Genomic DNA, 24,998 nt, shown 5'->3' with positions numbered 1-24,998 from the left:
GCTTCGTCGACAGAAACCCGTTGAGACAGCCAAACGATCAGTACGAACGTTCAGCGGGCCCCGGCTGCTGCCTTTTTACCATCTCTTGCTCAGCCGCGAAACTCGGCACGACCGCGATACACGGCTTTGGCGCCCAGTTGCTCTTCGATACGCAGCAGTTGGTTGTACTTGCTGACGCGGTCGGAGCGGCACAGCGAGCCGGTCTTGATCTGGCCAGCGGCAGTACCCACGGCCAGGTCGGCGATGGTCGAGTCCTCGGTTTCACCGGAACGGTGCGAGATCACCGCGGTGTAGCCAGCGGCCTTGGCCATCTGGATGGCTTCGAGGGTTTCGGTCAGCGAGCCGATCTGGTTGAACTTGATCAGGATCGAGTTACCGATGCCCTTCTCGATACCCTCTTTAAGGATCTTGGTGTTGGTCACGAACAGGTCGTCACCAACCAGCTGAACCTTCTCGCCAATCTTGTCGGTCAGGATCTTCCAGCCAGCCCAGTCGGACTCGTCCAGGCCGTCTTCGATCGAGATGATCGGGAAACGCTCGGTCAGGCCCTTCAGGTACTCGGCGAAACCTTCGGCGTCGAACGACTTGCCTTCGCCGGACAGGCTGTACTTGCCGTCTTCATAGAACTCGGAAGCGGCGCAGTCCAGGGCTAGGGTCACGTCGGTGCCCAGCTTGTAGCCGGCTTTCTCGACAGCTTCGGCGATGGCGGCCAGGGCGTCTTCGTTGGAAGCCAGGTTCGGCGCGAAGCCACCTTCGTCACCGACGGCGGTGTTCAGGCCACGGGCCTTCAGTACGGCCTTGAGGTGGTGGAAGATCTCGGTGCCCATGCGCAGGCCGTCGGAGAAGGTCTTGGCGCCAACCGGCTGGACCATGAACTCCTGGATATCGACGTTGTTGTCGGCGTGCTCGCCGCCGTTGATGATGTTCATCATCGGTACCGGCATGGAGTACTGGCCCGGGGTGCCGTTGAGGTTGGCGATGTGCGCGTACAGCGGCAGGTCCTGGTCCTGGGCGGCGGCCTTGGCGGCAGCCAGGGACACGGCGAGGATGGCGTTGGCGCCCAGCTTGGCCTTGTTCTCGGTGCCGTCCAGCTCGATCATCGCGCGGTCCAGGGCTTTCTGGTCCGATGGGTCCTTGCCCAGCAGCAGGTCGCGGATCGGGCCGTTGATGTTGGCGACAGCCTTCAGCACGCCTTTGCCCAGGTAACGGCTCTTGTCGCCATCACGCAGCTCCAGCGCTTCGCGCGAGCCAGTGGAAGCACCCGACGGCGCGCAGGCGCTGCCGATGATGCCGTTGTCGAGCAGAACATCGGCTTCCACGGTGGGGTTGCCACGGGAATCGAGAACTTCACGACCTTTGATGTCGACGATCTTTGCCATTGTTGTAAGCACTCCAGAATTGACGAAAACAACGCAGCTTTGGGAATTCTTGCCGTTCACCAGGCGACATGGCACGGGCAGGCCTGGCGAAGGGAGCCCCTGACCGAAAGGTCAGGGGTGGAACGGGCGGTACTTTACCCGAGAAATGAGCTTTACGCGGTTTCTACCGTCGGAAAACTTTTCACCAGGTCATCCAGCTGCTTGAGCTGGCTGAGGAACGGTTCCAGCTTGTCCAGGCGCAGGGCGCACGGGCCATCGCACTTGGCGTTGTCCGGGTCCGGATGTGCCTCGAGGAACAGGCCGGCCAGGCCCTGGCTCATGCCGGCCTTGGCCAGGTCAGTAACCTGGGCGCGGCGGCCACCGGCGGAATCGGCGCGACCGCCCGGGGTCTGCAACGAGTGGGTCACGTCGAAGAACACCGGGTACTCGAACTGCTTCATGATGCCGAAGCCGAGCATGTCCACAACGAGGTTGTTGTAGCCGAAGCTCGAACCACGCTCGCAGAGGATCAGCTGGTCGTTGCCGGCCTCGACGCACTTGGCGAGGATGTGCTTCATCTCGTGGGGCGCCAGGAACTGCGCCTTCTTGATGTTGATCACAGCGCCGGTCTTGGCCATCGCCACGACCAGGTCGGTCTGGCGCGACAGGAAGGCCGGCAGCTGGATGATGTCGCACACCTTGGCCACCGGTTCGCACTGGTAAGGTTCGTGCACGTCGGTGATCACCGGCACGTTGAAGGTCTGCTTGATCTCCTCGAAGATCTTCAGGCCCTCTTCCATGCCCGGGCCCCGGTACGAGCTGACCGACGAACGGTTGGCCTTGTCGAAGCTGGCCTTGAACACGTACGGGATGCCGAGCTTCTCGGTAACTCGTACATACTCCTCGCAGACCTTCATGGCCAGGTCACGGGACTCCAGGACGTTCATGCCGCCGAACAGGACGAACGGCTTGTCGTTGGCGATCTCGATGTTACCGACGCGAATGATCTTCTGAGTCATGGATCAGGCCTTGTTCTTCTGTGCCAGGGCCGCCTTGACGAAGCCGCTGAACAGCGGGTGACCGTCACGCGGGGTGGAGGTGAACTCCGGGTGGAACTGGCAGGCGACAAACCATGGGTGATCCTTCGACTCGACCACCTCGACCAGCGCGCCATCTTCGGAGCGGCCGGATACCTGCAGGCCAGCTTCAACCAACTGCGGCAGCAGCACGTTGTTGACTTCGTAGCGGTGACGATGGCGCTCGGTAATGATGTCCTTACCGTAGCAGTCGTGCACCTTGGAGCCGGCTGCCAGCTGGCAGTCCTGAGCGCCCAGGCGCATGGTGCCGCCCAGGTCGGACGCTTCGGTACGGGTCTCGACCGCGCCGGTGGCATCGGCCCACTCGGTGATCAGGCCAACAACCGGGTGGCCGCTGTTGCGGTCGAACTCGGTGGAGTTGGCGTCTTTCCAGCCCATCACGTTACGGGCGAATTCGATCACGGCGACCTGCATGCCGAGGCAGATGCCCAGGTACGGGACCTTGTTCTCACGGGCGTACTGCACCGCGGTGATCTTGCCTTCGACGCCGCGCAGGCCGAAACCGCCCGGGACCAGGATGGCATCGGCGCCTTCGAGCAGGCTGGTGCCCTGGTTCTCGATGTCTTCGGAGTCGATGTAGCGCAGGTTGACCTTGGTGCGGTTGGTGATGCCGGCGTGGCTCATCGCTTCGATCAGCGACTTGTACGCGTCCAGCAGCTCCATGTACTTGCCGACCATGGCGATGGTCACTTCCTGCTCAGGGTTGAGCTTGGCGTCGACGACCTTGTCCCACTCGGACAGGTCGGCGCTGTTGCACTGCAGGCCGAAGCGCTCGACGACGAAGTCGTCCAGGCCCTGGGCATGCAGAACGCCTGGGATCTTGTAGATGGTGTCGACGTCTTCCAGCGAAATCACCGCACGCTCTTCGACGTTGGTGAACAGCGCGATCTTGCGGCGCGACGAGGCGTCGACCGGGTGGTCGGAGCGGCAGATCAGCACGTCAGGCTGCAGGCCGATGGAGCGCAGTTCCTTGACCGAGTGCTGGGTCGGCTTGGTCTTGGTTTCCCCGGCGGTGGCGATGTACGGCACCAGGGTCAGGTGCATCAGCATGGCGCGCTTGGAGCCCACTTCGACGCGCAGCTGGCGGATGGCCTCGAGGAATGGCTGCGACTCGATGTCACCCACGGTGCCGCCGATCTCGACCAGCGCGACGTCGGCATCGCCGGCGCCCTTGATGATGCGGCGTTTGATTTCGTCGGTGATGTGCGGGATGACCTGGATGGTCGCGCCCAGGTAATCACCACGACGCTCCTTGCGCAGCACGTGCTCGTAGATACGGCCGGTGGTGAAGTTGTTGTTCTGGGTCATCGTGGTGCGGATGAACCGCTCGTAGTGGCCCAGGTCGAGGTCGGTCTCGGCGCCGTCGTGGGTGACGAACACTTCACCGTGCTGGAACGGGCTCATGGTGCCCGGGTCGACGTTGATGTACGGGTCCAGCTTGAGCATGGTGACTTTAAGCCCCCGCGCTTCCAGGATGGCCGCCAGGGAAGCCGAGGCAATGCCTTTCCCCAATGAAGAAACAACACCGCCCGTGACGAATATGTAGCGCGTCATGAAAAACCCTAGAAGTCTGCGTTAAGGCGGCCAGCGCCGCCGGAGAAAGCGAAGGAAGGCCGAAGCCCCCGATCACCTGCGTCAATCACAGTGCATCTCGAAAAACTGCCGCGTCTGTACAGACCAGGGGTATCCCCGGCATGGAGCTCGCTCGTCATTTTAAGAAATCAGCCCAGCAAAAAACTGCTTGGTAATCGGCAACCTCTGTGTTTTCGCGGAACCCACAGAAGTTGTATCAAGAAGGGAGGGTAGTCTACCGGAATGTACCCTTCAGCTCAAACCTTGCACGTTCGTCGGCGGTTGCCAGTGCAGTTGGCCTTCGGCCTGAGCGAGTCCGGGCAGATTGGCCACCGCCAGCAATTGCTCGCCGCGGTACAGCAGCGGTAGGCGCGGGCGCACGAAGTGCGGGACCTGCAGCTCGTTGAGCAGACGCTTGAGGTCGCGCCGGCCACGGCCGCTGACCTCCAGCACTTCGCCGCCTTGACGGTAGGCGATGCGCAGGCCGGCGGCGTCCACGCAGCCCTCCAGCCACACCTGGCCGTTGCCCGGCAACGCCAGGGGCCTGGACGGGTTCGGCCACGCCCATTCACCCGCCGGAGCCTGGAGCCATTGCCCGTCCAGCCACCAGATGCGCCCGTGGCTGCGCTGCAACTGACCGTCGGTCAGGCGCCAGATCGGGCAGGCATCGCCTGCCGCGTCACGCAGGTCGTCCCAGCCGGCCCAGTGGCGACTGTCCGGCTGGCGCGTGCGGCGGCCGAGCCAGTATTGCAGGGCATTGCGCTGGCGCGCCGGTGACAGCGCCTTGAGTACGGCGAGGTCGAGGGAGGCAAGACCGAGCCAGGGCAGCGGCGCATTGTCGCAGGCCGGAGCCAGGTCGGTGGCGGCCAGTTCGTCCAGCAGGCCCATCGCCTCGCCCAGGTGTTCGGCACTGCGTGCCAGGTTGGCTTCGGCCTGTAGCCAGCGCTGGCGCAGGATTGGGAAGACCTCGCCGCGCAGGAAGTTGCGGGCAAAGGCCGTATCGCTGTTGGAAGGGTCGTCGATCCATACCAGCCCGTGCATGTCGGCGTAGGCCTGCAGCTGCTGGCGCGACAGCCCCAGCAATGGGCGCACCAGGCTGCCCTGCCCTAGCGGCCGCTGTTGCGGCATGGCGGACAACCCACGCAGGCCTGCGCCGCGCAGCAAGCGAAACAGCAGGGTCTCGGCCTGATCGTCACGGTGCTGGCCGGTGAACAGCACTTCGCCTAAGCCCAGCCGTTTTTCGAAGGCGTCGTAGCGGGCGTTGCGGGCCGACTGTTCGAGGCTGGCGCCAGGGGCGACCTGGACAGGGACCACATCGAGTTCGACACCCAGGGCGGCACACACCGCTCGGCAGTGATCGGGCCAGGCATCGGCGGCGGCTTGCAGTCCGTGATGGACATGGATGGCGCGCAGGGGCGGCGTTGAATGGTTGCGGGTGTAATCGGCGAGCTGGTGCAGGAGGACGGTGGAGTCCAGGCCGCCGGAGAAGGCGACGTACCAGGCGGGGGCGTTGAGCCAAGGGGCAAACTGGCGAGTAAGGTTGATCACCTGGACCTCACCGTGATGGAGATCGCGGGGGGCGTTTCACACCCCTTTCGCCGGCAAGCCGGCTCCCACAGAAGTATGCATTCCCCCGTGGGAGCCGGCTTGCCGGCGAAAGGGCCGCAAAGCGGCCCCTGGAATCCATCAGAGACCGTAGCTCATCAGGCGATCGTAACGCCGCTTGAGCAGCGCGTCGTTGTCGAGCTTGCCGAGCATGTCCAGCTGTTCGATCAGGTCGGCGCGGATGCTCGCCGACATTTTGGCCGGATCACGGTGGGCGCCGCCCAGCGGTTCCTGGATGACCTTGTCGACGATGTTCAGGCTCTTCAGGCGCTCGGCGGTGATACCCATGGCCTCGGCGGCGTCGGCGGCCTTGTCGGCAGTCTTCCACAGGATCGAGGCGCAGCCTTCCGGCGAGATCACCGAGTAGGTGGAATACTGCAGCATGTTCAGCTGGTCGCACACGCCGATGGCCAGTGCGCCGCCGGAACCACCCTCACCGATCACGGTGGCGATGATCGGCGTCTTCAGACGCGCCATGACGCGCAGGTTCCAGGCAATGGCCTCGCTCTGGTTGCGCTCTTCGGCGTCGATGCCCGGATAGGCGCCCGGGGTGTCGATGAAGGTCAGGATCGGCATCTTGAAGCGCTCGGCCATTTCCATCAGGCGGCAGGCCTTGCGATAACCTTCAGGGCGCGGCATGCCGAAGTTGCGGCGCACCTTCTCGCGCACTTCACGGCCCTTCTGGTGGCCGATGACCATCACCGGCTTGTCGTCCAGGCGCGCGGTGCCACCAACGATGGCGGCGTCGTCGGAGAAGTGACGGTCGCCGTGCAGCTCTTCGAACTCGGTGAAGAGGTGATCGATGTAGTCGAGGGTGTAAGGGCGGCGTGGGTGACGGGCCAGGCGGGCGATCTGCCAGCTGGTCAGGTTGCCGAAGATGCTCTCGGTCAGGGTGCTGCTCTTGTCCTGCAGACGGGCAATTTCATCGCTGATGTTCAGCGAGTTGTCGTTACCCACCAGGCGCAGCTCTTCGATCTTGGCTTGCAGGTCGGCAATCGGCTGTTCGAAATCGAGGAAATTCGGGTTCATAGGCTTCCGTCTTGGGTCTACGGCCAGGCGGCCGGCCGGTTGATCCGTTTGGCGCCCTACCTTAAGGGATCAGGCGCATATAGGTCGAGATTAAAATTCGTCGTTTCAACGGTATTGCAGGAAGACGTTCTCACGTCCGAACTGGTCACGCAGCGCCTGAATCAGGCCATCGGCCGGGTCGATGGACCACTGGTCGCCGAACTGCAGCATGGCCTTGGCGTCGCTGCCGGTGTACTCCAGGGTGATCGGGCAGCCACCGCGGTGACGGGTGATCAGCTCGCCCAGCCAGTTCAGGCGGTCACCCTTGAGCGCGTCATGGGCGACCTTCAGGCGCAGGCTTTCGGCCAGCTTGGTACGCGCATCCTCCATGGTCATCACCGTTTTGACCCGCAGGCGCAGGCCACCGGAGAAGTCGTCGTTGCTGACCTCCCCTTCCACCACCACCATGGCGTCGGTCTGCAGCAGGGCCTGGGCGCCCATGAAGGCATCGGCGAACAACGAGGCCTCGATGCGCCCGGAACGGTCGTCGAGGGTGACGAAGCCCATCTTGTCACCCTTCTTGTTCTTCATCACGCGCAGGGCAATGATCATCCCGGCGATGGTCTGGGTATCCCGCGCGGGCTTCAGATCAACAATGCGCTGACGGGCGAAACGGCGGATCTCGGTCTCATACTCATCGATCGGATGCCCGGTGAGGTACAGGCCGAGGGTGTCCTTTTCGCCTTTCAGGCGCTCCTTGAGCGTCAGTTCGCGCACCTTGCGATGATTGGCATAGACGTCGACATCTACCTCGTCGAACATGCCGCCGAACAGGTCGACATGGCCACTGTCGGCGGTATGAGCCGCCTGTTCGGCGGCCTTGACGGCCTCACCCAGTGCCGAGAGCAGGATCGCGCGATTGATGTCGATGTTGGCCTGGTAGGCCTTGATCTCGTCATGGAAGTGCGGCCCGAGACGATCCAGCGCGCCACTGCGGATCAACGCATCCAGGGTACGTTTGTTGACGCGTTTGAGATCGATGCGCTCACAGAAATCGAACAGGTCCTTGAACGGGCCGCCCTGTGCGCGCGCCTCGACGATCGCCTCTACCGGGCCTTCGCCCACGCCCTTGATCGCACCCAGGCCATAAACGATACGGCCATCGTTGTTGACGGTGAACTTGAAGTCGGAGAAGTTCACGTCCGGGGCATCGAGACGCAGCTTCATGCTGCGAACTTCCTCGACCAGCACCACTACCTTGTCGGTGTTGTGCATATCCGCCGACAGCACCGCAGCCATGAACGGCGCCGGATAGTGGGTCTTCAACCATGCTGTCTGGTAGGAGACCAGGCCATAGGCGGCGGAGTGGGATTTGTTGAAGCCGTAACCGGCGAACTTTTCTACCAGATCGAAGATGTTACCGGCCAGGTCTGCATCGATATTGTTGGCAACGCAGCCTTCGATGAAACCGCCGCGCTGCTTGGCCATCTCCTCGGGTTTTTTCTTACCCATGGCCCGGCGCAGCATGTCGGCGCCACCGAGGGTGTAGCCGGCCATCACCTGGGCGATCTGCATCACCTGTTCCTGGTACAGGATGATGCCGTAGGTGGGCGCCAGTACCGGCTTGAGGCCCTCGTACTGGTAATCGGAATGCGGGTAGGCGAGCTCCGCACGGCCGTGCTTGCGGTTGATGAAGTCGTCCACCATGCCCGACTGCAGCGGGCCGGGACGGAACAGCGCCACTAATGCGATAAGGTCTTCCAGGCAGTCGGGCTTGAGCTTCTTGATCAGCTCTTTCATGCCGCGTGATTCGAGCTGGAACACCGCGGTGGTCTCGGCCTTCTGCAACAGCTCGTAGGTCTTGCGGTCGTCCAGCGGGATGAAGTCGATATTGACGTCAGGCAGGTTCTTCTTGGCCTGCTCGCGGTTGATGATCTCCATCGCCCACTTGATGATCGTCAGCGTCCGCAGACCAAGGAAGTCGAACTTCACCAGGCCCGCGGCCTCGACATCGTCCTTGTCGAACTGGGTCACCAGGCCGCCGCCCTCTTCGTCGCAGGCAATCGGCGAAAAATCGGTGAGTTTGGTCGGTGCGATCACCACGCCACCGGCGTGCTTGCCGGTACCCCGGGTCACACCCTCTAGCTTGAGGGCCATGTCCCAGATTTCGCGCGCATCCTCATCGCCCTTGAGGAAGTCGCGCAGGATCTCCTCCTGCTCGTAGGCCTTCTCCAGGGTCATGCCCACTTCGAACGGAATCATCTTCGACAGGCGGTCGGCCAGGCCATAGGACTTGCCCTGCACCCGCGCCACATCACGCACCACCGCCTTGGCGGCCATGGTGCCGAAAGTGATGATCTGGCTCACCGCGTTGCGCCCGTAGGCCTCGGCCACGTAGTCGATCACCCGGTCGCGGCCGTCCATGCAGAAGTCGACGTCGAAGTCGGGCATGGAAATACGTTCAGGGTTGAGGAAGCGCTCGAACAGCAGGTCGTAGGCCAACGGGTCGAGGTCGGTGATCTTCAGCACGTAGGCCACCAACGAACCGGCACCCGAACCCCGGCCCGGGCCGACCGGCACGTCGTTGTTCTTCGCCCACTTGATGAAGTCCATAACGATCAGGAAGTAACCGGGGAAGCCCATCTGGATGATGATGTCCAACTCGAACTTCAGGCGGTCCAGGTAGACCTGGCGCTTCTCTTCGTAATTGGGCGTGGTCTCCTTCGGCCAGAGCACCGCCAGGCGCTCCTCCAGGCCTTCGTGGGAAACATGCCGCAGGTAGTCGTCGATGCCCATGCCGTTGGGCGTCGGGAAGTCGGGGAGGAAGTACTTGCCCAGCTGCACGGTGATGTTGCAGCGCTTGGCGATCTCCACGGTGTTGGCAATGGCGTCCGGCAGGTCGCTGAACAGCTCGGCCATTTCTTCGGCGGACTTGAGGTACTGCTGGTCGCTGTAGCCACGCGGGCGGCGCGGATCGTCCAGGGTCCAGCCCTCGCCGATGCACACGCGTGTCTCGTGGGCATCGAAGTCCGACTGCTTGACGAAACGCACGTCGTTGGTTGCCACCAGCGGCGCACCGAGCTTGTCGGCCAAGGCCACGGCAGCGTGCACGTACTCCTCGTCACCGGCGCGGTTGGTGCGCTGCACCTCGACGTAGAAGCGCTCGGGGAACATGCTCATCCAGTCGGCGAGCAGGGCCTGGGCTTCGTCCTGACGATTGGCCATCAACGCCATGCCGATGTCGCCTTCCTTGCCGGCGGAGAGGGCAATCAGCCCTTCGCTGGCCGGGGCGATCCAGTCGCGCTGGATGATCACCAGGCCATTGCGCTGGCCATCGGTCCAACCACGCGAGATCAGCTCGGTGAGATTGCGGTAACCCTTGGGGTTCATGGCCAGGAAACAGATGCGCGACAACGGCGCTTCCGGATCGACCCCGGCCAGCCACAGGTCGGCACCGCAGATTGGCTTGATGCCGGCGCCCATGGCGGTCTTGTAGAACTTCACCAGCGAGCACATGTTGCTCTGGTCAGTGATCGCCACCGCCGGCATGTTCATCCCGGCCAGGGCCTTGGCCAGCGGCTTGATCCGCACCAGGCCGTCGACCAGGGAGAATTCGGAGTGCACGCGAAGGTGAACGAAGGAGACCGACATGGAGGATCCTGTAGCAGTGCTGAACGACAAGGGCGGGATTGTAGCGTATTGCTCTGCGCTTGCCCCGCGATGAATGGCGCCGATCAGATCAGCAGGGTGGAAGCGCCCTCACGGGCTTCCCAGGCAGCTCGAACAGGCGCGAACGAGCGCCGGTGAATGGGCGTCGGCCCAAGACGGGCCAGGGCCTCAAGGTGCACTGGAGTCGGATACCCCTTGTGCCCGCCGATCCCATAACCCGGGTAGATCAGCTCGAACGCGCTCATCTCGCGGTCACGGGTGACCTTGGCCAGAATCGATGCGGCGGCGATCGCCGGCACCTGCGAATCCCCCTTGACCACCGGAGCCGCTGGCACCGAAAGTTTCGGGCAGCGGTTGCCATCGATCAGTGCCAGCTTCGGCGTGACGTGCAACCCTTCGACGGCACGCTGCATGGCCAGCATGGTCGCATGGAGGATGTTCAGACGGTCGATTTCCTCGACCTCGGCGCGAGCGATGCAGAAACTCAGCGCCTTCTCGCAGATCTCGTCGAACAGCGCATCGCGCTTGGCCTCGGTGAGTTTCTTCGAGTCGTTCAGGCCGAGGATCGGCCGGCGCGGGTCGAGAATCACCGCTGCGGTTACCACCGCGCCGCACAGCGGACCACGGCCCACTTCATCGACGCCGGCCACCAGTTCCTCGACCAGGTTGAAATCCAGCCCCATCTGCATGTCAGTGGTCCTTCAACAGGGCAAGCACCGCGTCGGCCGCCTGGTTGGAGGCATCGCGGCGCAGGGTGCGGTGGATCTGGTCGAAGCTGTCGGTCTGCTGCGTACCATCCTTGACCAGCGGCGCCAGGGTTTGCGCCAAGGCCTCGCTGGTGGCGGCGTCCTGCAGCAGCTCGGGCACCAACAGGCGCTGGGCGAGCAAGTTGGGCAGCGACACGTAGGGGCTCTTGACCATGCGCTTGAGAATCCAGTACGTCAACGGCGCCAGGCGATAGGCCACCACCATCGGCCGCTTGTACAGCATCGCCTCCAGGGTGGCGGTACCCGAGGCAATCAGCACCGCGTCGCACGCCGCCAGGGCCTTGTGCGACTGGCCGTCGAGCAAGGTCAGCGGCAACTCGCGCCCTTCGAGCATCTGCTCGACCTGGGCGCGACGCGCGGCATTGGCGCACGGCAGCACGAAACGTGCGCCAGGCACCAGCTCGCGCAGGCGCTGGGCCGCGTCGAGGAACAGGGCGCCCAGGCGCCCCACTTCGCCGCCACGGCTGCCGGGCATCAGGGCAATCACCGGGCCATCGCCCAGGCCCAGCTCGGCACGCGCCGCGCCACGGTCAGCCTCGAGGGGAATGGTATCCGCCAACGGGTGGCCGACGAAGCGCACCGGCACGCCCTGCTCTTCATAGAAGCGAGCCTCGAACGGCAGCAGGGTGAGCATCAGGTCGCACCCCTCGCGGATCTTCAGCACACGCTTCTGCCGCCAGGCCCAGACCGACGGGCTGACGTAATGCACTGTCTTGATCCCGGCCTGGCGCAGCTTGAGTTCGATATTGAGGGTGAAATCAGGTGCATCGATACCGATGAACACGTCGGGCTTTTCACCGATCAGTGTCTCGATCAGCAGCTTTCGCCGCTTGAGCAGCTCGCGCAGACGCCCGAGTACCTCGACCAGACCCATGACGGCCAGGCGTTCCATCGGGAAGTAGGAAGTCATGCCTTCAGCTTCCATCAAGGGCCCACCGACGCCGATGAAACGTACATCGGGGTGGCGCGCCTTGATGGCACGCATCAAGCCGGAACCGAGGATGTCGCCGCTGGCCTCGCCCGCGACCAGCGCCACGCAAAGTTGGGCCATGTCAGCGCGTGATGCCGCGGGCGGAGTTGGCGATCGAATGACGGAACAGGTCGACTTCCGGGAACTGGCTCACCAGCTCGTCCAGCTCCTTGAGCGCCTCTTCGACGGTCAGGCCCTGGCGATAGACAATCTTGTAGGCGCGACGCAGTGCATGCAGCACCTCGTCGCTGAAACCGCGACGGCGCAAGCCTTCGAAGTTCATGCTGCGCGCCTCGGCCGGGCTGCCGAACACCGTCACGTAGGCCGGCACGTCCTTGCCGATCGCGGTACCCATGCCGGAAAAGGCATGAGCGCCGATATGGCAGTACTGGTGCACCAGCGTGTAGCCCGACAGGATCGCCCAGTCGCCCACGTGCACGTGCCCGGCCAACGCGGTGTTGTTGACCAGGATGCAGTGGTTGCCGATGACGCTGTCATGGCCGATGTGGGCATAGGCCATGATCAGGTTGTGATCGCCCAGCGTCGTTTCGGAACGGTCCTGCACGGTGCCGCGATGGATGGTGACACCCTCGCGGATCACGTTGTGGTCACCGATTACCAGGCGCGTCGGCTCACCCTTGTACTTCAGGTCAGGGGTGTCTTCACCGATCGAGGAGAACTGGTAGATGCGGTTGTGCTTGCCGATACGGGTCGGCCCTTTGAGCACGACGTGCGGGCCAATGATGGTGCCCTCCCCGATTTCGACATCGGGGCCTACGATCGACCAGGGGCCAACCTCGACACCCTCGGCCAGCCTGGCCGAAGGATCGATGATCGCCCGTGGGTCAATCGAACTCATAGGGAGCGTTCCGCGCAGGTGATCTCGGCCGAGCAAACTGGCTTGCCGTCCACCAGGGCACGGCATTCGAACTTCCAGATCATGCTCTTGCGGCTGAGGAACTTGGCTTCCAGGACCAGCTGGTCGCCCGGCAGCACTGGCTGGCGGAAACGCAGCTTGTCGGAGCCGACAAAGTAGTAAAGCGTGCCGTCAGCCGGTTTGGCGTCGAGCATCTTGAATCCGAGAATTCCGGCCGCCTGGGCCATCGCCTCGATGATCAGCACGCCCGGCATGATCGGATGTGCCGGGAAGTGGCCATTGAAGAACGGCTCGTTGATGCTGACATTCTTGTAGGCACGAATGCTTTGGGCCTCGAAGTCCAGGTCCGTCACCCGGTCCACCAGCAGGAACGGGTAACGGTGAGGCAGGTATTCGCGAATCTCGTTGATGTCCATCATTTCGGGGGGAAGCCTGTATAAGAATAGGGAGCGCAGGTGCTGACCACACGCTCCTTTTGCAGATCCAAAGAGGAGCCAGCTAGCGACGGTAACGCTCGCTCAGTAAATGGTATCAGCCTTCTGATGTCGGCTGGCCACCTGAGGTCACGGTGTCGACACGCTTTTCCAGCTGCTGGAGACGCTTGGACATCTCGTCCAGCTGGCGAATGCGAGCGGCGCTCTTGCGCCATTCAGCCAAAGGTTGCATGGCCGTTCCGGAAGAGTAGCCACCCGGTTCGGTAATAGAACGGGTCACCATGGTCATGCCGGAGACGAAAACATTGTCGCAGACGTCGATGTGACCGACCATCCCAACACCACCGGCAATCATGCAGTGCTTGCCGATGCGGGTACTGCCCGAGATACCGACGCAGGCCGCCATCGCCGTGTGGTCACCGACCTGCACGTTATGGGCGATCTGGATCTGGTTATCGAGCTTGACGCCATCACCGATGCGCGTATCCGACAGGGCGCCGCGGTCCACCGCGGTGTTCACGCCGATCTCGACATCGTCGCCCAGGGTGACGCCGCCAATCTGTGCGATCTTGCGCCAGACGCCCTTTTCGTTGGCAAAGCCGAAGCCCTCACCACCGATCACCGCCCCGGACTGGATGACCACACGCTTGCCAATGGTCACATCGTGATACAGCGTGACACGGGGTGCCAACCAGCCACCCTCGCCGATGAGGCAACGGGCACCGATGAAACAGTGCGCGCCGACCGTCACGTTGGCGCCAATGTGCGCACCACTTTCGATCACCGCAAACGGACCAATGCTGGCGCTGGCATCCACCTGGGCATCCTCGGCAACCACGGCGCTGGGATGGATTCCCGCCACAGCCTTGGGCTTCGGATCGAACAGGTGCGAGATGCGCGCGTAAGCCAGGTACGGGTCGGCGACGATCAAGGCGTTGCCGGCGAAACCTTCGGCGTCCTCGGCCTTGAGCAGTACCGCGCTGGCCGTGGAGTCGTCCAGGAACTTGCGGTACTGCTTGTTGGCCAGGAAACTCAGCTGCCCGGAAACGGCCTCCTGCAAGGTGGCCAACCCGGTGATTTCCAGCGCCTCGGGGCCTTTGAGCTCGGCCCCGAGGGCTTCGGCCAGCTGGCCGAGTGTCATGGTCACGGTCATATCAACGGGCTTGGTTCATGCGCTCGATGACCTGGCGGGTGATGTCGTACTGAGGTTTGACATCGATGACCGCGCCACGCTCGAGCACCAGGTCGAAGCCGCCCTTCTTGATCACTTCCTCGACAGCGCCATCAAGCTTGGGCTTGAGCTGCTTGAGCATGTCGCGATCGGCCACGGCCTTGGCTTCGTTGAGTTCCTTGGACTGGAACTGGAAGTCGCGGGCCTTTTGCTTGAACTCGAGCTCGAGGCGCTCGCGCTCTGGCTGAGGCATCTTGTCGCCGCCCTTGATCAGACGGTCCTGGATGCCCTTGGCGCTGCTTTCCAGGCCCTTGAGCTTGGTCAGTTGCGGGCCGAATTTCTTCTCCGCGTCAACGGCGTACTTCTTGGCCGCATCGGATTCCAGCAGGGCCATCTGATAGTTCAGCACGGCAACTTTCATTTCGGCGAAAGCCGGGGTGGCGACCAGCGCCGCGGCCACGAGGGCCAGTTGAGTCAACTTACGCACGATGCACTCCTGGATAATCCGTTGTCGTTATGCAAGGGCCGACCTCAGAAGGTCTGGCCCAGAGAGAATTGGAACACTTGCGTGTCGGCGTCGTCCGGTTTCTTGATCGGCATCGCCAGGCTGAAGCTCAGCGGGCCCAGCGCGGTGATCCAGGTTACGCCCAGACCGACGGAGCTGGCCATGTCCGAGAAACCGACCTTGGTGCAATCCGGCTTGGAACCGCAGTTGGTGTCGAACACGTTACCCACGTCCCAGAACACGGAGGTGCGCAGCGAACGCTGGTCCTTGACGAACGGCAGCGGGAACAGCAGCTCCACACCACCCTGAACGAGGACGTTACCACCGAACGGCAGCGGATCCTGGTCCGGGTCGGCGATGGTGCCCTGGTTGCCGGTCACGGCCGCGCCACGGCTCGGCGTACTGCGTGGGCCCAGGGTGCTGTCCTTGAAGCCACGCACGGAGTTGAAGCCGCCCGCGTAGTAGTTCTCGTAGAACGGCAGACCATTGGTCGAACCATAGCCGTCACCGTAGCCCAGCTCGGTGTGCAGGCGCAGGGTGTAGTCATTGTTGATCGGCTTGAACAGCTGGCCACGGTAGTCGAGCTTGTAGAACGACAGGTCGCTGCCCGGCACGGTGGTCTCGAGGGTCAGGCTCTGCGAGTGACCACGGGTGGCAAGCACGCCCTTGTTCAGGGTCGACTCGGACCAGCCGATCGAAGCCTTGAAGTTGAGGAAGTTGTCGCCTTCGTCCTGGATGAACTTGAAGATCTCATCGACGGTGTAGCGGCCGGTCTTCAACTTGTCCTGCTGCACGGTCAGGCCGTAAGTCAGGCGCGAGGTCTCGCTGATCGGGTAGCCGAGGCTGACACCGGCACCCAAACTGTCCACCGCATAGCTGGCCACGTCGACGTCGAGGTCGTCGTAGTCGGTGCTGCGGTAGAAGGCGTTGTAGCCCAGGCTCACACCATCGGGGGTGAAGTAGGGATCGACGTAGCCGAAGTTGTAGCGGGTCTGGTATTCGGAGCGGGTCAGGCCGATGGAGACCTTGTTACCGGTACCCAGGAAGTTGTTCTGGCTGATCGAGCCACCAAGGATCAGGCCTGCGCTCTGGGCGAAACCGACGCTGGCGGTGATCGAGCCGGAGGCCTGCTCTTCGACGCTGTAGTTGACGTCGACCTGGTCATCGGTGCCCGGCACCGGCGGCGTCTCGACGTTGACTTCCTTGAAGAAGCCCAGGCGCTCGAGGCGGGTCTTGGATTGGTCGATGAGGTATGTCGACGCCCAGCCGCCTTCCATCTGGCGCATTTCGCGGCGCAGCACTTCGTCTTCGGTCTTGGTGTTGCCGCGGTAGTTGATGCGGTTGACGTAGGCACGCTTGCCAGGATCGACGACGAACATGATGTCGACGGTGTGATCCTGGTCGTTCGGTTGCGGCACGCCGTTGACGTTGGCGAAGGTATAGCCTTCGTTACCCAGGCGACGGGTGATCAGGTCGGACGTGGTGGTCATCACCTTGCGCGAGAACACCTGGCCAGGCTGCACCAGCAGCAGCGACTTGACCTGGTCTTCCGGCACTTTCAGGTCACCGGACAGCTTGACGTCGCGTACGGTGTACTTCTCGCCTTCATTGATGTTGACGGTAATGTAGACGTGCTTCTTGTCCGGAGTGATCGACACCTGGGTGGAGGCGATGTCCATGTTGATGTAGCCGCGGTCCAGGTAGTAGGAACGCAGGCGCTCCAGGTCACCGGACAGTTTTTCGCGGGCGTACTTGTCGTCGTTCTTGAAGAACGACAGCCAGTTGGTGGTCTTGAGTTCGAACAGCTGGCCGAGGGTCTCGTCGTCGAAGACCGTGTTGCCCACCACGTTGATGTGCTGGATCGCGGCCACGGTACCTTCGTTGATCTTGATCTTCAGGCCGACACGGTTGCGCGGTTGCGGCACGACCTCGGCGTCAACTTCAGCGGAGTAGCGGCCCTGGGCCACATACTGGCGCTGCAGCTCGTTACGCACGCCTTCCAGCGTCGCGCGCTGGAAAATCTCGCCCTCGGCCAGGCCCGACTGCTTGAGCCCCTTCATCAGGTCTTCGGTGCTGATCGCCTTGTTGCCTTCGATCTCGATGCTCGACACCGAAGGGCGCTCGACCACGTTGATGATCAGGACATTGCCGTCGCGGTTCAGCTGGATGTCCTGGAAAAAGCCGGTTTTGAACAGCGAGCGAGTGGAGTCCACCAGACGGCGGTCGTCGACCTGGTCACCGACGTTCAGCGGCAACGCGCCAAACACGCTGCCGGCGGAAACCCGCTGCAGGCCGTTGACACGAATATCGGAGATGGTGAAGGACTCGGCGTGAACTTCAGCGATCATCAGTGCGGAGAGCACCGCAGTTAGCAGCAGACGTTTCATGAAGTCCTTTTATTCCAACTGGCAATAAACAACCCGCCGCAAAGAAAGCGGCAGGTTTCGCGATTGAGCGAAGCTTTTATAGTCGACCCAGATCGTTGATCAGGGCGAGCAACATCACCCCAACGACCAAACTGATACCGATCTGGACCCCCCAACCTTGCACCCGATCCGAGAGTGGACGACCGCGCGCCCACTCGATCAGGTAGAACAGCAAATGCCCCCCATCCAGTACGGGGATGGGCAGCAGGTTCAGAACCCCCAGGCTTATGCTCAGGTAGGCCAGGAAATTCAGGAAATCCCCAACGCCCGACTGGGCTGAAGCGCCCGCCACTTTAGCAATGGTTATCGGTCCGCTCAAGTTTTTTACCGAGAGCTCTCCGAACAGCATTTTCTTCAGCGATTCGAGGGTCAGGACGCTCATGTTCCATGTGCGGGACAAGCCCTCGCCCACCGCCTCCAGCGGGCCGTAACTGACCTCGCGGAGCATCTTCAACGGCCATTCGCCGGCCTTGACCCCGGCGCCGAGGTAACCACCGGATGCCTGGCCTTCGCCCTTGCGCGCCAGGGTGACCGGTACTTCGAGCGTCGCGCCGTCGCGCTCGATGCTCAGGCTCACCGTACGCTCGGGGCGAGCACGGACCGCGTCGACCACCTGCTGCCAGTCGCCCAGCGCCACACCGTCGAGTGCCAGGAGCTTGTCACCGGTCTTGAGCCCGGCGGCAGCGGCCGGCCCTTTTGGATCGATCTCCGCCAGCACCGGAACCATCGCAGGTCGCCACGGGCGCAGACCCAGTGACTGGATCGGGTCAGGCTCATCGGCGCCTTTAAGCCAATTGTTCAGAGTAATGTCGAGCTGGCGCTCGGTCGTTGCACCTTCGTCGAGCACGCCCACTCGCAGCGTGCCGCTCTCGCCAAGGCGACGTACCAACTGCAGGTTGACCGCCGACCAGCCGTTGGTCGGCTTGCCATCGATGGAAACGATTTCCTGGCCGACGCCCAGCCCGGCGCTGGCCGCAAGGCTGCCCGCCTCGACCGCGCCAATGACCGGCCGCACCTGCTGCGAGCCGAGCATGGCCAGCACCCAGAAGAACAGGATGGCGAGGAGGAAGTTGGCGACTGGGCCGGCCGCCACGATGGCGATGCGCTGGCGTACCGATTTACGGTTGAACGATTGCTCGATCAGCGCCGCAGGCACCTCGCCCTCGCGCTCGTCGAGCATCTTGACGTAGCCGCCCAAAGGAATCGCGGCGACAACGAACTCGGTGCCATGGCGATCGTGCCAGCGCAGCAACGGCGTGCCGAAGCCCACCGAGAAACGCAGGACCTTGACCCCGCAGCGCCGCGCCACCCAGAAGTGGCCGAACTCGTGGAAGGTGACCAGCACGCCGAGCGCAATCAGCGTGCCGACAATCATGTAGAGCGCAGTCATGTCCTATCTCCGGATGACATTCGGCGGAGCCGGCCGCAGGCTTCAGCGGCCGTGGCGTCGCAACCATTCCCGGGACAGCTCCCGGGCACGCTGGTCGGCGGCGAATACCGCGTCGAGCGTGGGCAATGCCACCACAGGCTCCTGGTCGAGCACCTGTTCGATCATACCCGCGATCTCCGGGAAGCGGATACGCCGCTGGAGAAACGCTTCGACAGCCACTTCGTTGGCGGCATTGAGCACCGCCGGCGCACTGTTGCCCGCCTCGGCAGCCTGACGCGCCAGGCGCAGGCATGGGAAGCGCTGTTCGTCGGGGGCCTGGAAATCCAGACGGGCGATGGCGAACAGGTCCAGCGGCGCCACGCCCGAATCGATGCGCTCCGGCCATGCCAGGGCATTGGAGATCGGCGTGCGCATGTCCGGGTTGCCTAACTGGGCAAGCACCGAGCCATCGACATAGTCCACCAACGAGTGAATGACGCTCTGCGGATGCACAACCACTTCAACCTGCGAAGGCTTGGCGTCGAACAGCCAGCAGGCCTCGATCAGTTCCAGGCCTTTGTTCAACATGCTCGCCGAGTCGACCGAAATCTTGCGCCCCATGGACCAGTTCGGATGGGCGCAGGCTTGTTCCGGCGTGACATCCAGCAAAGCTTCGGCCGGGGTTTCGCGGAACGGGCCGCCAGAGGCGGTCAGCAGGATCCGACGCACGCCGACAGCACCCAGGCCACGGGCGTAGTCACCGGGCATGCACTGGAATATCGCGTTGTGTTCGCTATCGATCGGCAGCAGCACCGCGCCGCTGCGCTGCACCGCCTGCATGAACAGGGCCCCGGACATCACCAGGGCTTCCTTGTTGGCCAACAGCACCTTCTTGCCCGCCTCGACCGCGGCCAGGGTCGGACGCAGGCCGGCAGCGCCGACGATGGCGGCCATCACGGTATCGACCTCCGATGCAGAGGCGACCTGGCACAGCCCGGCCTCACCTTCCAGCACCTCGGTGGCACATCCGGCCTTGGCCAGCCCCGCGCGCAGCCGCCCGGCCGCCTCGGCGCTCGGCACCACGGCATAGGCCGGGCGATGGCGCTCGCACAGGGCCAGCAGTTCGTCGATGCGCGAATAGCCGCTCAAGGCGAACACCTGGTAACGGTCAGGGTGGCGAGCGATGACGTCCAGCGTGCTCAAGCCAATGGAGCCGGTGGCCCCCAGCACGGTAATGCGTTGCACGCGACTCACATCACACCCCACTCAGCCGCCCACAACAGTACGGCAAACATCGGAATCGCCGCAGTCAGGCTATCGATGCGATCAAGCACGCCACCATGGCCCGGCAACAGGTTGCTGCTGTCCTTGATGCCTTCACGACGCTTGAACATGCTCTCGGTCAGGTCGCCGACCACCGAGGACATCACCACCACCACGGCGCCCAGCAAGCCCAGCAGCACCTGACCGACACTCCAGTCACGGGCAATGCCCACGCCCAAGGTGATCAGCAGGCTGACCGCGAGACCGCCATACACGCCCTCCCAGCTCTTGCCCGGGCTGACCTGTGGCGCCAGCTTGCGCTTGCCGAAGGCACGGCCGGAGAAATAGGCGCCGATATCAGCCGCCCAGACCAGCACCATGACCGCCAGGATCAGCCAGTTGCCCAGCGGCCAGTGCTTGAGCAGCACCAGGCCCTGCCAGGCGGGTAGCAACACCAGCAGGCCGATCAGCAGGCGACAGGCGGCACTACTCCACAGCTCGCCGCTGCGCGGATAGGTGAGCACCAACCACGTGGCCAGCGCCCACCAGATCACCGAAGCGCCCAGCACCCAGGGCGCAAGGTCGGGCATCAGGTAGAGCAGCATCAGCCCGCCCGCGACCACGGTGGCGTAGGCGATACGCAGCGGCTGCGCCACCAGGCCGGCCAGGCGCGCCCATTCCCAGGCGCCGAGCGTCACCACGAAACCGATGAAGAGGGCGAAATCCCCACCATTGAGCAGGAAGAAACCACCCACCGCGATCGGCAGCAGGATCAGGGCGGTTATGATGCGTTGTTTAAGCATTAAGCACGGGCTCCGGCTTCGACCTGCTCGCTGGTCTTACCGAAGCGGCGCTGGCGCGAAGCGAAATCGGCCAGCGCATTGCGCATGGCCTCGTGTTTGAAGTCCGGCCAATAGAGGTCGGAGAAGTACAGCTCGGCGTAGGCCAGCTGCCACAAGAGGAAATTGCTGATGCGGTGCTCGCCACCGGTGCGGATGCACAGGTCGGGCAATGGCAGGTCGCCCGTGACCAGGCAGGTCTGCAGCAGATCCGGGGTGATGTCGTCCGGGCGCAGATGACCGGCCTGCACTTCACGCGCCAGGCGCTGGGCAGCCTGGGCGATATCCCACTGGCCACCGTAGTTGGCGGCGATCTGCAGGATGAAGCGGTTGCTGCCGGCGGTCGCAGCCTCGGCCTCGCGCATCGCAGCCTGGAGTTCAGGGTGGAAGCGTGAGCGGTCGCCGATAATGCGCAGGCTGATGTTGTTATCGTTCAGGCGCTTGGCCTCGCGGCGCAGCGCCTTGAAGAACAGGTCCATGAGGGCACTGACTTCGTCCGCCGGTCGCTGCCAGTTCTCACTGGAGAACGCGAACAGCGTGAGCACCTCGACCTTGGCCTCGGCGCACACTTCGATCACGGCGCGTACCGCATCGACACCCGCTTTATGCCCGGCAACGCCGGGCATGAAGCGCTTCTTCGCCCAGCGATTATTCCCATCCATGATGATCGCCACGTGACGCGGCACCACGGAGGGCACAGTCTGCTTGGTCTTTTCCATGAAGGTGTCCTGACCCTTAGATGGCCATCAGGTCCTTTTCTTTATCATCGGTAGCCTTGGCGATCTTCGCCTCGTAATCCTTGATCAGCTTGTCGATGTCGGCACTGGCACGACGCTCTTCGTCTTCACTGATTTCCTTGTCCTTGGACAGCTTCTTCAGGTCACTCATGGCGTCACGACGAATGTTGCGCACGGCAACTCGGGCATCCTCGGCTGCGGCGCGGGCCTGCTTGGTGAAGCCCTTGCGGGTTTCCTCGGTCAGCGGGGGCATGTTGACCAGCAGCAACTCGCCCAGATTGGTCGGATTGAGGTTCAAGCCGGCACTGCCGATGGCCTTGTCGATGGCGCCCAGCATGTTGCGCTCGAAAGGCACCACTTGCAGGGTCTGGTTGTCTTTCACGGTCACGCTGGCCACGCCGGCCAGCGGGGTGTCGGTGCCATAGTAAGGCACCATCACGCTGCCCAGGACGCTCGGGTGCGCCTTGCCGGTGCGGATCTGGCCAAATGCGTGGATCAGCGACTCCAGCGACTTTTGCATGCGCGCCTGGGCGTCTTTCTTGATTTCGTTGATCATTTTTGAACTTCCTCGATCAGAGTTCCTTCCGCGCCGCCATGCACGATGTTCAGCAGGGCGCCGGGCTTGTTCATGTTGAAGACGCGCAACGGCATCTTGTGATCGCGGCACAGGCAGATTGCCGTCAGGTCCATTACACCCAGCTTGCGATCCAGCACTTCATCGTAGGACAGATGATCGAACTTCTCGGCATGCGGGTCCTTGAATGGATCTGCAGTGTATACACCATCGACTTTGGTTGCCTTCAATACCACGTCGGCATCGATTTCGATGGCGCGCAGGCAAGCGGCGGAGTCGGTGGTGAAGAACGGGTTGCCGGTACCGGCAGCGAAGATCACGACTTCTTTCGAGTTCAGGTGGCGCATGGCCTTGCGGCGATCATAGTGATCGGTTACACCGACCATGGAGATGGCCGACATGACGATCGCGGTGATGTTCGCCCGCTCCAGCGCGTCGCGCATGGCCAGTGCGTTCATCACGGTGGCCAGCATGCCCATGTGGTCGCCAGTGACCCGATCCATGCCGGCTGCGCTGAGCGCCGCACCACGGAACAGGTTGCCACCACCGATCACCAGGCCGACCTGGACGCCGATGCCGACCAGTTGGCCGACTTCCAGCGCCATGCGATCCAGGACCTTGGGGTCGATCCCGAACTCTTCCGAGCCCATCAGGGCCTCGCCGCTAAGTTTGAGTAGAATGCGTTTATAGCGAGCCTGATGACCACTGCCCTGCTGAGCCATTGCGAATCTCTCCTGCGGCGTTTGTAAAAATCTGGCTGGCTGTTTTCAGCCTGCGCGTAACTCTAGCGTGACGCAGCTACTGCGTCAGCGAGCAGCGGTCTGGTAAACCACTCCCGCTTTGACAAAGAGGCTGCGCGCGTGAGCGGGCAGCCTCTTTGGGGCGACAGACGAGTCCGTCTTACTGCTTGGCGGCAGCTACCTGGGCGGCAACTTCGGCAGCGAAGTCGTCAACCGGCTTCTCGATGCCTTCGCCAACCTTGAAGTAGGTGAAGGAAACGATTTCGGCACCGGCTTTCTTGGCCAGCGCGCCGACTTTGACTTCCGGATCCATCACGAAAGCTTGCTCTTTCAGCGAGGCTTCGGCTTTGAACTTGGAGATACGACCGTTGATCATGTTTTCAACGATGTTTTCCGGCTTGCCGGCGATCTTGTCGGCGTTCAGCTGCAGGAAGACGTTCTTCTCGCGCTCGATGGCCTCGGCGGAGATTTCCGACGCGTCCAGGAACTCTGGGTTCGAAGCGGCAACGTGCATGGCGATGTTCTTGGCCAGATCGACGTCACCGCCTTTCAGGACAACAACTGCACCGATCTTGTTACCGTGCAGGTAGGCACCGACAACGTCACCCTCAACGCGCACCAGGCGACGGATGTTGACGTTTTCGCCGCACTTGGCGACCAGGGCTTCACGAGCAGCTTCACGCGAAGCGATCAGCGGAGCGGCGTCGGTCAGCTTCTCGGCGAAGGCCTGTTCGATGCTTTCGGCAACGAAGTTCTTGAAGTCGTCTTGCAGGGCCAGGAAGTCGGTCTGCGAGTTCACTTCCAGCAGGACGGCGGATTTACCGTCGGTCTTGACGGCGATGGCGCCTTCGGCGGCAACGTTGCCAGCCTTCTTGGCGGCCTTGATGGCGCCCGAGGCACGCATGTCGTCAATGGCTTTCTCGATGTCGCCGCCGGCCTTTTCCAGGGCCTTCTTGCAATCCATCATGCCTTCGCCGGTACGCTCGCGCAGTTCTTTGACCAGCGCTGCAGTAATTGCTGCCATTTCAAAATCCTCTTGGAAAGTTTTTCAACCATTCCACCCGTTCGTCACGGGCGTTAAATTCTGCAAATCCGCTGTTTTATACCTCAGCCGGCTCATGATGCGGGGCCTTCGCTGACAGCAGGATTTCAAGGTGGCAAAAAGGGGGCAAAGCCCCCTTTTTGCGTGCCAAGTAGACGCTAAGCGTCAATTACTCGGCAGCAGGTGCAGCCGATTCTTCAACATAGACTTCAGTGCCGCCGGCAACGTTGTTGCGGCCGCGGATGACGGCGTCGGCCATCGAAGTCATGTACAGCTCGATAGCGCGGATGGCGTCATCGTTACCTGGGATGATGTAGTCAACACCTTCAGGGCTGCTGTTGGTATCGACGACGCCGATGACCGGGATGCCCAGCTTGTTGGCTTCGGTGATGGCAATGCGCTCGTGGTCGACGTCGATCACGAACAGGGCATCAGGCAGACCGCCCATGTCCTTGATACCACCCAGGCTGCGGTCCAGCTTCTCCAGATCGCGCGAACGCATCAGAGCTTCTTTCTTGGTCAGCTTGGTGAAAGTACCATCTTCGGCCTGGGTTTCCAGGTCACGCAGACGCTTGATCGAAGCGCGGATGGTCTTGTAGTTGGTCAGCATGCCGCCCAACCAGCGGTGATCAACGTATGGCGAACCGCAACGAGCTGCTTGCTCGGCGACGATCTTGCCGGCGGAACGCTTGGTGCCGACGAACATGATCTTGTTCTTGCCCTGGGCCAGGCGCTCTACGAAGGACAGAGCCTCGTTGAACATCGGCAGGGTTTTTTCCAGGTTGATGATGTGGATCTTGTTGCGCGCGCCGAAAATGTACTTGCCCATTTTCGGGTTCCAGTAACGGGTCTGGTGGCCGAAGTGCACACCGGCCTTCAGCATATCGCGCATGTTGACTTGGGACATGATAGTTCCTTGATAAGTCGGGTTGGGCCTCCACGTATCCCAATGACCAACCCGTGTTTCCAGGGAAA

General features: G+C 62.6%; 21 protein-coding genes. All 21 read right to left on the bottom strand.

Annotated features, from left to right (window positions below; genetic code table 11):
* Nucleotides 1-89: 89 nt before the first annotated feature.
* The 21 genes from eno to rpsB all read right to left on the bottom strand — a co-directional run bounded on the left by eno (nt 90) and on the right by rpsB (nt 24,930).
* Complete coding sequence (eno, locus tag OH705_RS19845) at nt 90-1,379, bottom strand: phosphopyruvate hydratase (protein WP_023630710.1); 1,290 nt, start codon at nt 1,377-1,379, stop codon at nt 90-92.
* A gap of 152 nt (nt 1,380-1,531) precedes the next feature.
* A complete protein-coding gene (gene kdsA, locus OH705_RS19840; protein WP_094012421.1) occupies nt 1,532-2,377 on the bottom strand; it encodes a 3-deoxy-8-phosphooctulonate synthase in 846 nt (281 codons plus the stop codon).
* Nucleotides 2,378-2,380: 3 nt separating this feature from the next.
* On the bottom strand, nt 2,381-4,009 hold the full coding sequence (locus OH705_RS19835) for a CTP synthase (protein ID WP_023630712.1): 1,629 nt from the start codon (nt 4,007-4,009) through the stop codon (nt 2,381-2,383).
* Between the two features lie 270 nt (nt 4,010-4,279).
* Entirely contained in the window at nt 4,280-5,575 is a 1,296-nt protein-coding gene (tilS, locus tag OH705_RS19830) for a tRNA lysidine(34) synthetase TilS (protein WP_263160296.1), read from the bottom strand.
* 138 nt (nt 5,576-5,713) lie between these two features.
* Nucleotides 5,714-6,661: an acetyl-CoA carboxylase carboxyltransferase subunit alpha gene (locus OH705_RS19825; protein ID WP_023628729.1), complete on the bottom strand. Its 948-nt coding sequence runs from the start codon at nt 6,659-6,661 to the stop codon at nt 5,714-5,716.
* A 105-nt stretch (nt 6,662-6,766) separates the two neighbouring features.
* Nucleotides 6,767-10,291, bottom strand: a complete 3,525-nt coding sequence (dnaE, locus tag OH705_RS19820) for a DNA polymerase III subunit alpha (RefSeq protein WP_023628728.1) — start codon at nt 10,289-10,291, stop codon at nt 6,767-6,769.
* An 83-nt stretch (nt 10,292-10,374) separates the two neighbouring features.
* Nucleotides 10,375-10,998, bottom strand: a complete 624-nt coding sequence (gene rnhB, locus OH705_RS19815; protein WP_023628727.1) for a ribonuclease HII — start codon at nt 10,996-10,998, stop codon at nt 10,375-10,377.
* Between the two features lies 1 nt (nt 10,999).
* The gene (gene lpxB / locus OH705_RS19810; protein ID WP_038706686.1) at nt 11,000-12,127 is read right to left on the bottom strand and encodes a lipid-A-disaccharide synthase; all 1,128 of its coding nucleotides are present in this window, start codon (nt 12,125-12,127) and stop codon (nt 11,000-11,002) included.
* Nucleotide 12,128: 1 nt separating this feature from the next.
* Nucleotides 12,129-12,905, bottom strand: coding sequence for an acyl-ACP--UDP-N-acetylglucosamine O-acyltransferase (lpxA, locus tag OH705_RS19805; protein ID WP_023629836.1), 777 nt, complete (start codon nt 12,903-12,905; stop codon nt 12,129-12,131).
* Nucleotides 12,902-13,342, bottom strand: a complete 441-nt coding sequence (gene fabZ, locus OH705_RS19800) for a 3-hydroxyacyl-ACP dehydratase FabZ (RefSeq protein ID WP_003252314.1) — start codon at nt 13,340-13,342, stop codon at nt 12,902-12,904. Before fabZ ends, lpxA begins: the two co-directional genes overlap by 4 nt.
* 112 nt (nt 13,343-13,454) lie before the next feature.
* On the bottom strand, nt 13,455-14,510 hold the full coding sequence (gene lpxD, locus OH705_RS19795; protein WP_094012422.1) for a UDP-3-O-(3-hydroxymyristoyl)glucosamine N-acyltransferase: 1,056 nt from the start codon (nt 14,508-14,510) through the stop codon (nt 13,455-13,457).
* 1 nt (nt 14,511) lies between these two features.
* Complete coding sequence (locus OH705_RS19790; RefSeq protein WP_023629834.1) at nt 14,512-15,015, bottom strand: OmpH family outer membrane protein; 504 nt, start codon at nt 15,013-15,015, stop codon at nt 14,512-14,514.
* Nucleotides 15,016-15,059: 44 nt separating this feature from the next.
* The gene (bamA, locus tag OH705_RS19785) at nt 15,060-17,420 is read right to left on the bottom strand and encodes an outer membrane protein assembly factor BamA (protein WP_094012423.1); all 2,361 of its coding nucleotides are present in this window, start codon (nt 17,418-17,420) and stop codon (nt 15,060-15,062) included.
* Nucleotides 17,421-17,496: 76 nt separating this feature from the next.
* The gene (gene rseP, locus OH705_RS19780; RefSeq protein WP_267302827.1) at nt 17,497-18,849 is read right to left on the bottom strand and encodes an RIP metalloprotease RseP; all 1,353 of its coding nucleotides are present in this window, start codon (nt 18,847-18,849) and stop codon (nt 17,497-17,499) included.
* A gap of 42 nt (nt 18,850-18,891) precedes the next feature.
* Nucleotides 18,892-20,082, bottom strand: coding sequence for a 1-deoxy-D-xylulose-5-phosphate reductoisomerase (gene ispC / locus OH705_RS19775; RefSeq protein ID WP_046854396.1), 1,191 nt, complete (start codon nt 20,080-20,082; stop codon nt 18,892-18,894).
* Nucleotides 20,079-20,894 (bottom strand): phosphatidate cytidylyltransferase, encoded by an 816-nt coding sequence (locus tag OH705_RS19770; protein WP_104444982.1) that lies wholly within the window; start codon nt 20,892-20,894, stop codon nt 20,079-20,081. Before OH705_RS19770 ends, ispC begins: the two co-directional genes overlap by 4 nt.
* Nucleotides 20,894-21,649 (bottom strand): polyprenyl diphosphate synthase, encoded by a 756-nt coding sequence (gene uppS / locus OH705_RS19765; RefSeq protein ID WP_046854395.1) that lies wholly within the window; start codon nt 21,647-21,649, stop codon nt 20,894-20,896. Before uppS ends, OH705_RS19770 begins: the two co-directional genes overlap by 1 nt.
* A gap of 16 nt (nt 21,650-21,665) precedes the next feature.
* A complete protein-coding gene (gene frr, locus OH705_RS19760) occupies nt 21,666-22,223 on the bottom strand; it encodes a ribosome recycling factor (RefSeq protein ID WP_267302826.1) in 558 nt (185 codons plus the stop codon).
* Complete coding sequence (pyrH, locus tag OH705_RS19755) at nt 22,220-22,963, bottom strand: UMP kinase (protein ID WP_023629889.1); 744 nt, start codon at nt 22,961-22,963, stop codon at nt 22,220-22,222. The genes frr and pyrH overlap by 4 nt, the downstream gene beginning before the upstream one ends.
* A gap of 178 nt (nt 22,964-23,141) precedes the next feature.
* Nucleotides 23,142-24,005 (bottom strand): translation elongation factor Ts, encoded by an 864-nt coding sequence (gene tsf, locus OH705_RS19750; protein ID WP_023629890.1) that lies wholly within the window; start codon nt 24,003-24,005, stop codon nt 23,142-23,144.
* Nucleotides 24,006-24,192: 187 nt separating this feature from the next.
* The gene (rpsB, locus tag OH705_RS19745) at nt 24,193-24,930 is read right to left on the bottom strand and encodes a 30S ribosomal protein S2 (RefSeq protein WP_267302825.1); all 738 of its coding nucleotides are present in this window, start codon (nt 24,928-24,930) and stop codon (nt 24,193-24,195) included.
* Nucleotides 24,931-24,998 lie beyond the last annotated feature (68 nt).

Source organism: Pseudomonas sp. BJa3 (assembly GCF_026343815.1).
GTDB lineage: Bacteria > Pseudomonadota > Gammaproteobacteria > Pseudomonadales > Pseudomonadaceae > Aquipseudomonas > Aquipseudomonas soli.
Note: the sequence above shows the minus strand (reverse complement) of the source record. Positions and strands in the feature narration are given on the sequence as shown.

Bases quoted from the DNA above. Each gene is read 5' to 3' on its own strand.
- OH705_RS19835 (WP_023630712.1), bottom strand. From the start codon at position 4,009: ATGACGCGCTACATATTCGTCACGGGCGGTGTTGTTTCTTCATTGGGG.
- dnaE (WP_023628728.1), bottom strand. From the start codon at position 10,291: ATGTCGGTCTCCTTCGTTCACCTTCGCGTGCACTCCGAATTCTCCCTG.
- lpxA (WP_023629836.1), bottom strand. From the start codon at position 12,905: ATGAGTTCGATTGACCCACGGGCGATCATCGATCCTTCGGCCAGGCTG.
- pyrH (WP_023629889.1), bottom strand. From the start codon at position 22,963: ATGGCTCAGCAGGGCAGTGGTCATCAGGCTCGCTATAAACGCATTCTA.
- OH705_RS19825 (WP_023628729.1), bottom strand. From the start codon at position 6,661: ATGAACCCGAATTTCCTCGATTTCGAACAGCCGATTGCCGACCTGCAA.
- rseP (WP_267302827.1), bottom strand. From the start codon at position 18,849: ATGACTGCGCTCTACATGATTGTCGGCACGCTGATTGCGCTCGGCGTG.
- frr (WP_267302826.1), bottom strand. From the start codon at position 22,223: ATGATCAACGAAATCAAGAAAGACGCCCAGGCGCGCATGCAAAAGTCG.
- rnhB (WP_023628727.1), bottom strand. From the start codon at position 10,998: ATGCAGATGGGGCTGGATTTCAACCTGGTCGAGGAACTGGTGGCCGGC.
- bamA (WP_094012423.1), bottom strand. From the start codon at position 17,420: ATGAAACGTCTGCTGCTAACTGCGGTGCTCTCCGCACTGATGATCGCT.
- uppS (WP_046854395.1), bottom strand. From the start codon at position 21,649: ATGGAAAAGACCAAGCAGACTGTGCCCTCCGTGGTGCCGCGTCACGTG.
- rpsB (WP_267302825.1), bottom strand. From the start codon at position 24,930: ATGTCCCAAGTCAACATGCGCGATATGCTGAAGGCCGGTGTGCACTTC.
- kdsA (WP_094012421.1), bottom strand. From the start codon at position 2,377: ATGACTCAGAAGATCATTCGCGTCGGTAACATCGAGATCGCCAACGAC.
- OH705_RS19770 (WP_104444982.1), bottom strand. From the start codon at position 20,894: ATGCTTAAACAACGCATCATAACCGCCCTGATCCTGCTGCCGATCGCG.
- eno (WP_023630710.1), bottom strand. From the start codon at position 1,379: ATGGCAAAGATCGTCGACATCAAAGGTCGTGAAGTTCTCGATTCCCGT.
- lpxD (WP_094012422.1), bottom strand. From the start codon at position 14,510: ATGACCGTGACCATGACACTCGGCCAGCTGGCCGAAGCCCTCGGGGCC.
- fabZ (WP_003252314.1), bottom strand. From the start codon at position 13,342: ATGATGGACATCAACGAGATTCGCGAATACCTGCCTCACCGTTACCCG.
- tsf (WP_023629890.1), bottom strand. From the start codon at position 24,005: ATGGCAGCAATTACTGCAGCGCTGGTCAAAGAACTGCGCGAGCGTACC.
- lpxB (WP_038706686.1), bottom strand. From the start codon at position 12,127: ATGGCCCAACTTTGCGTGGCGCTGGTCGCGGGCGAGGCCAGCGGCGAC.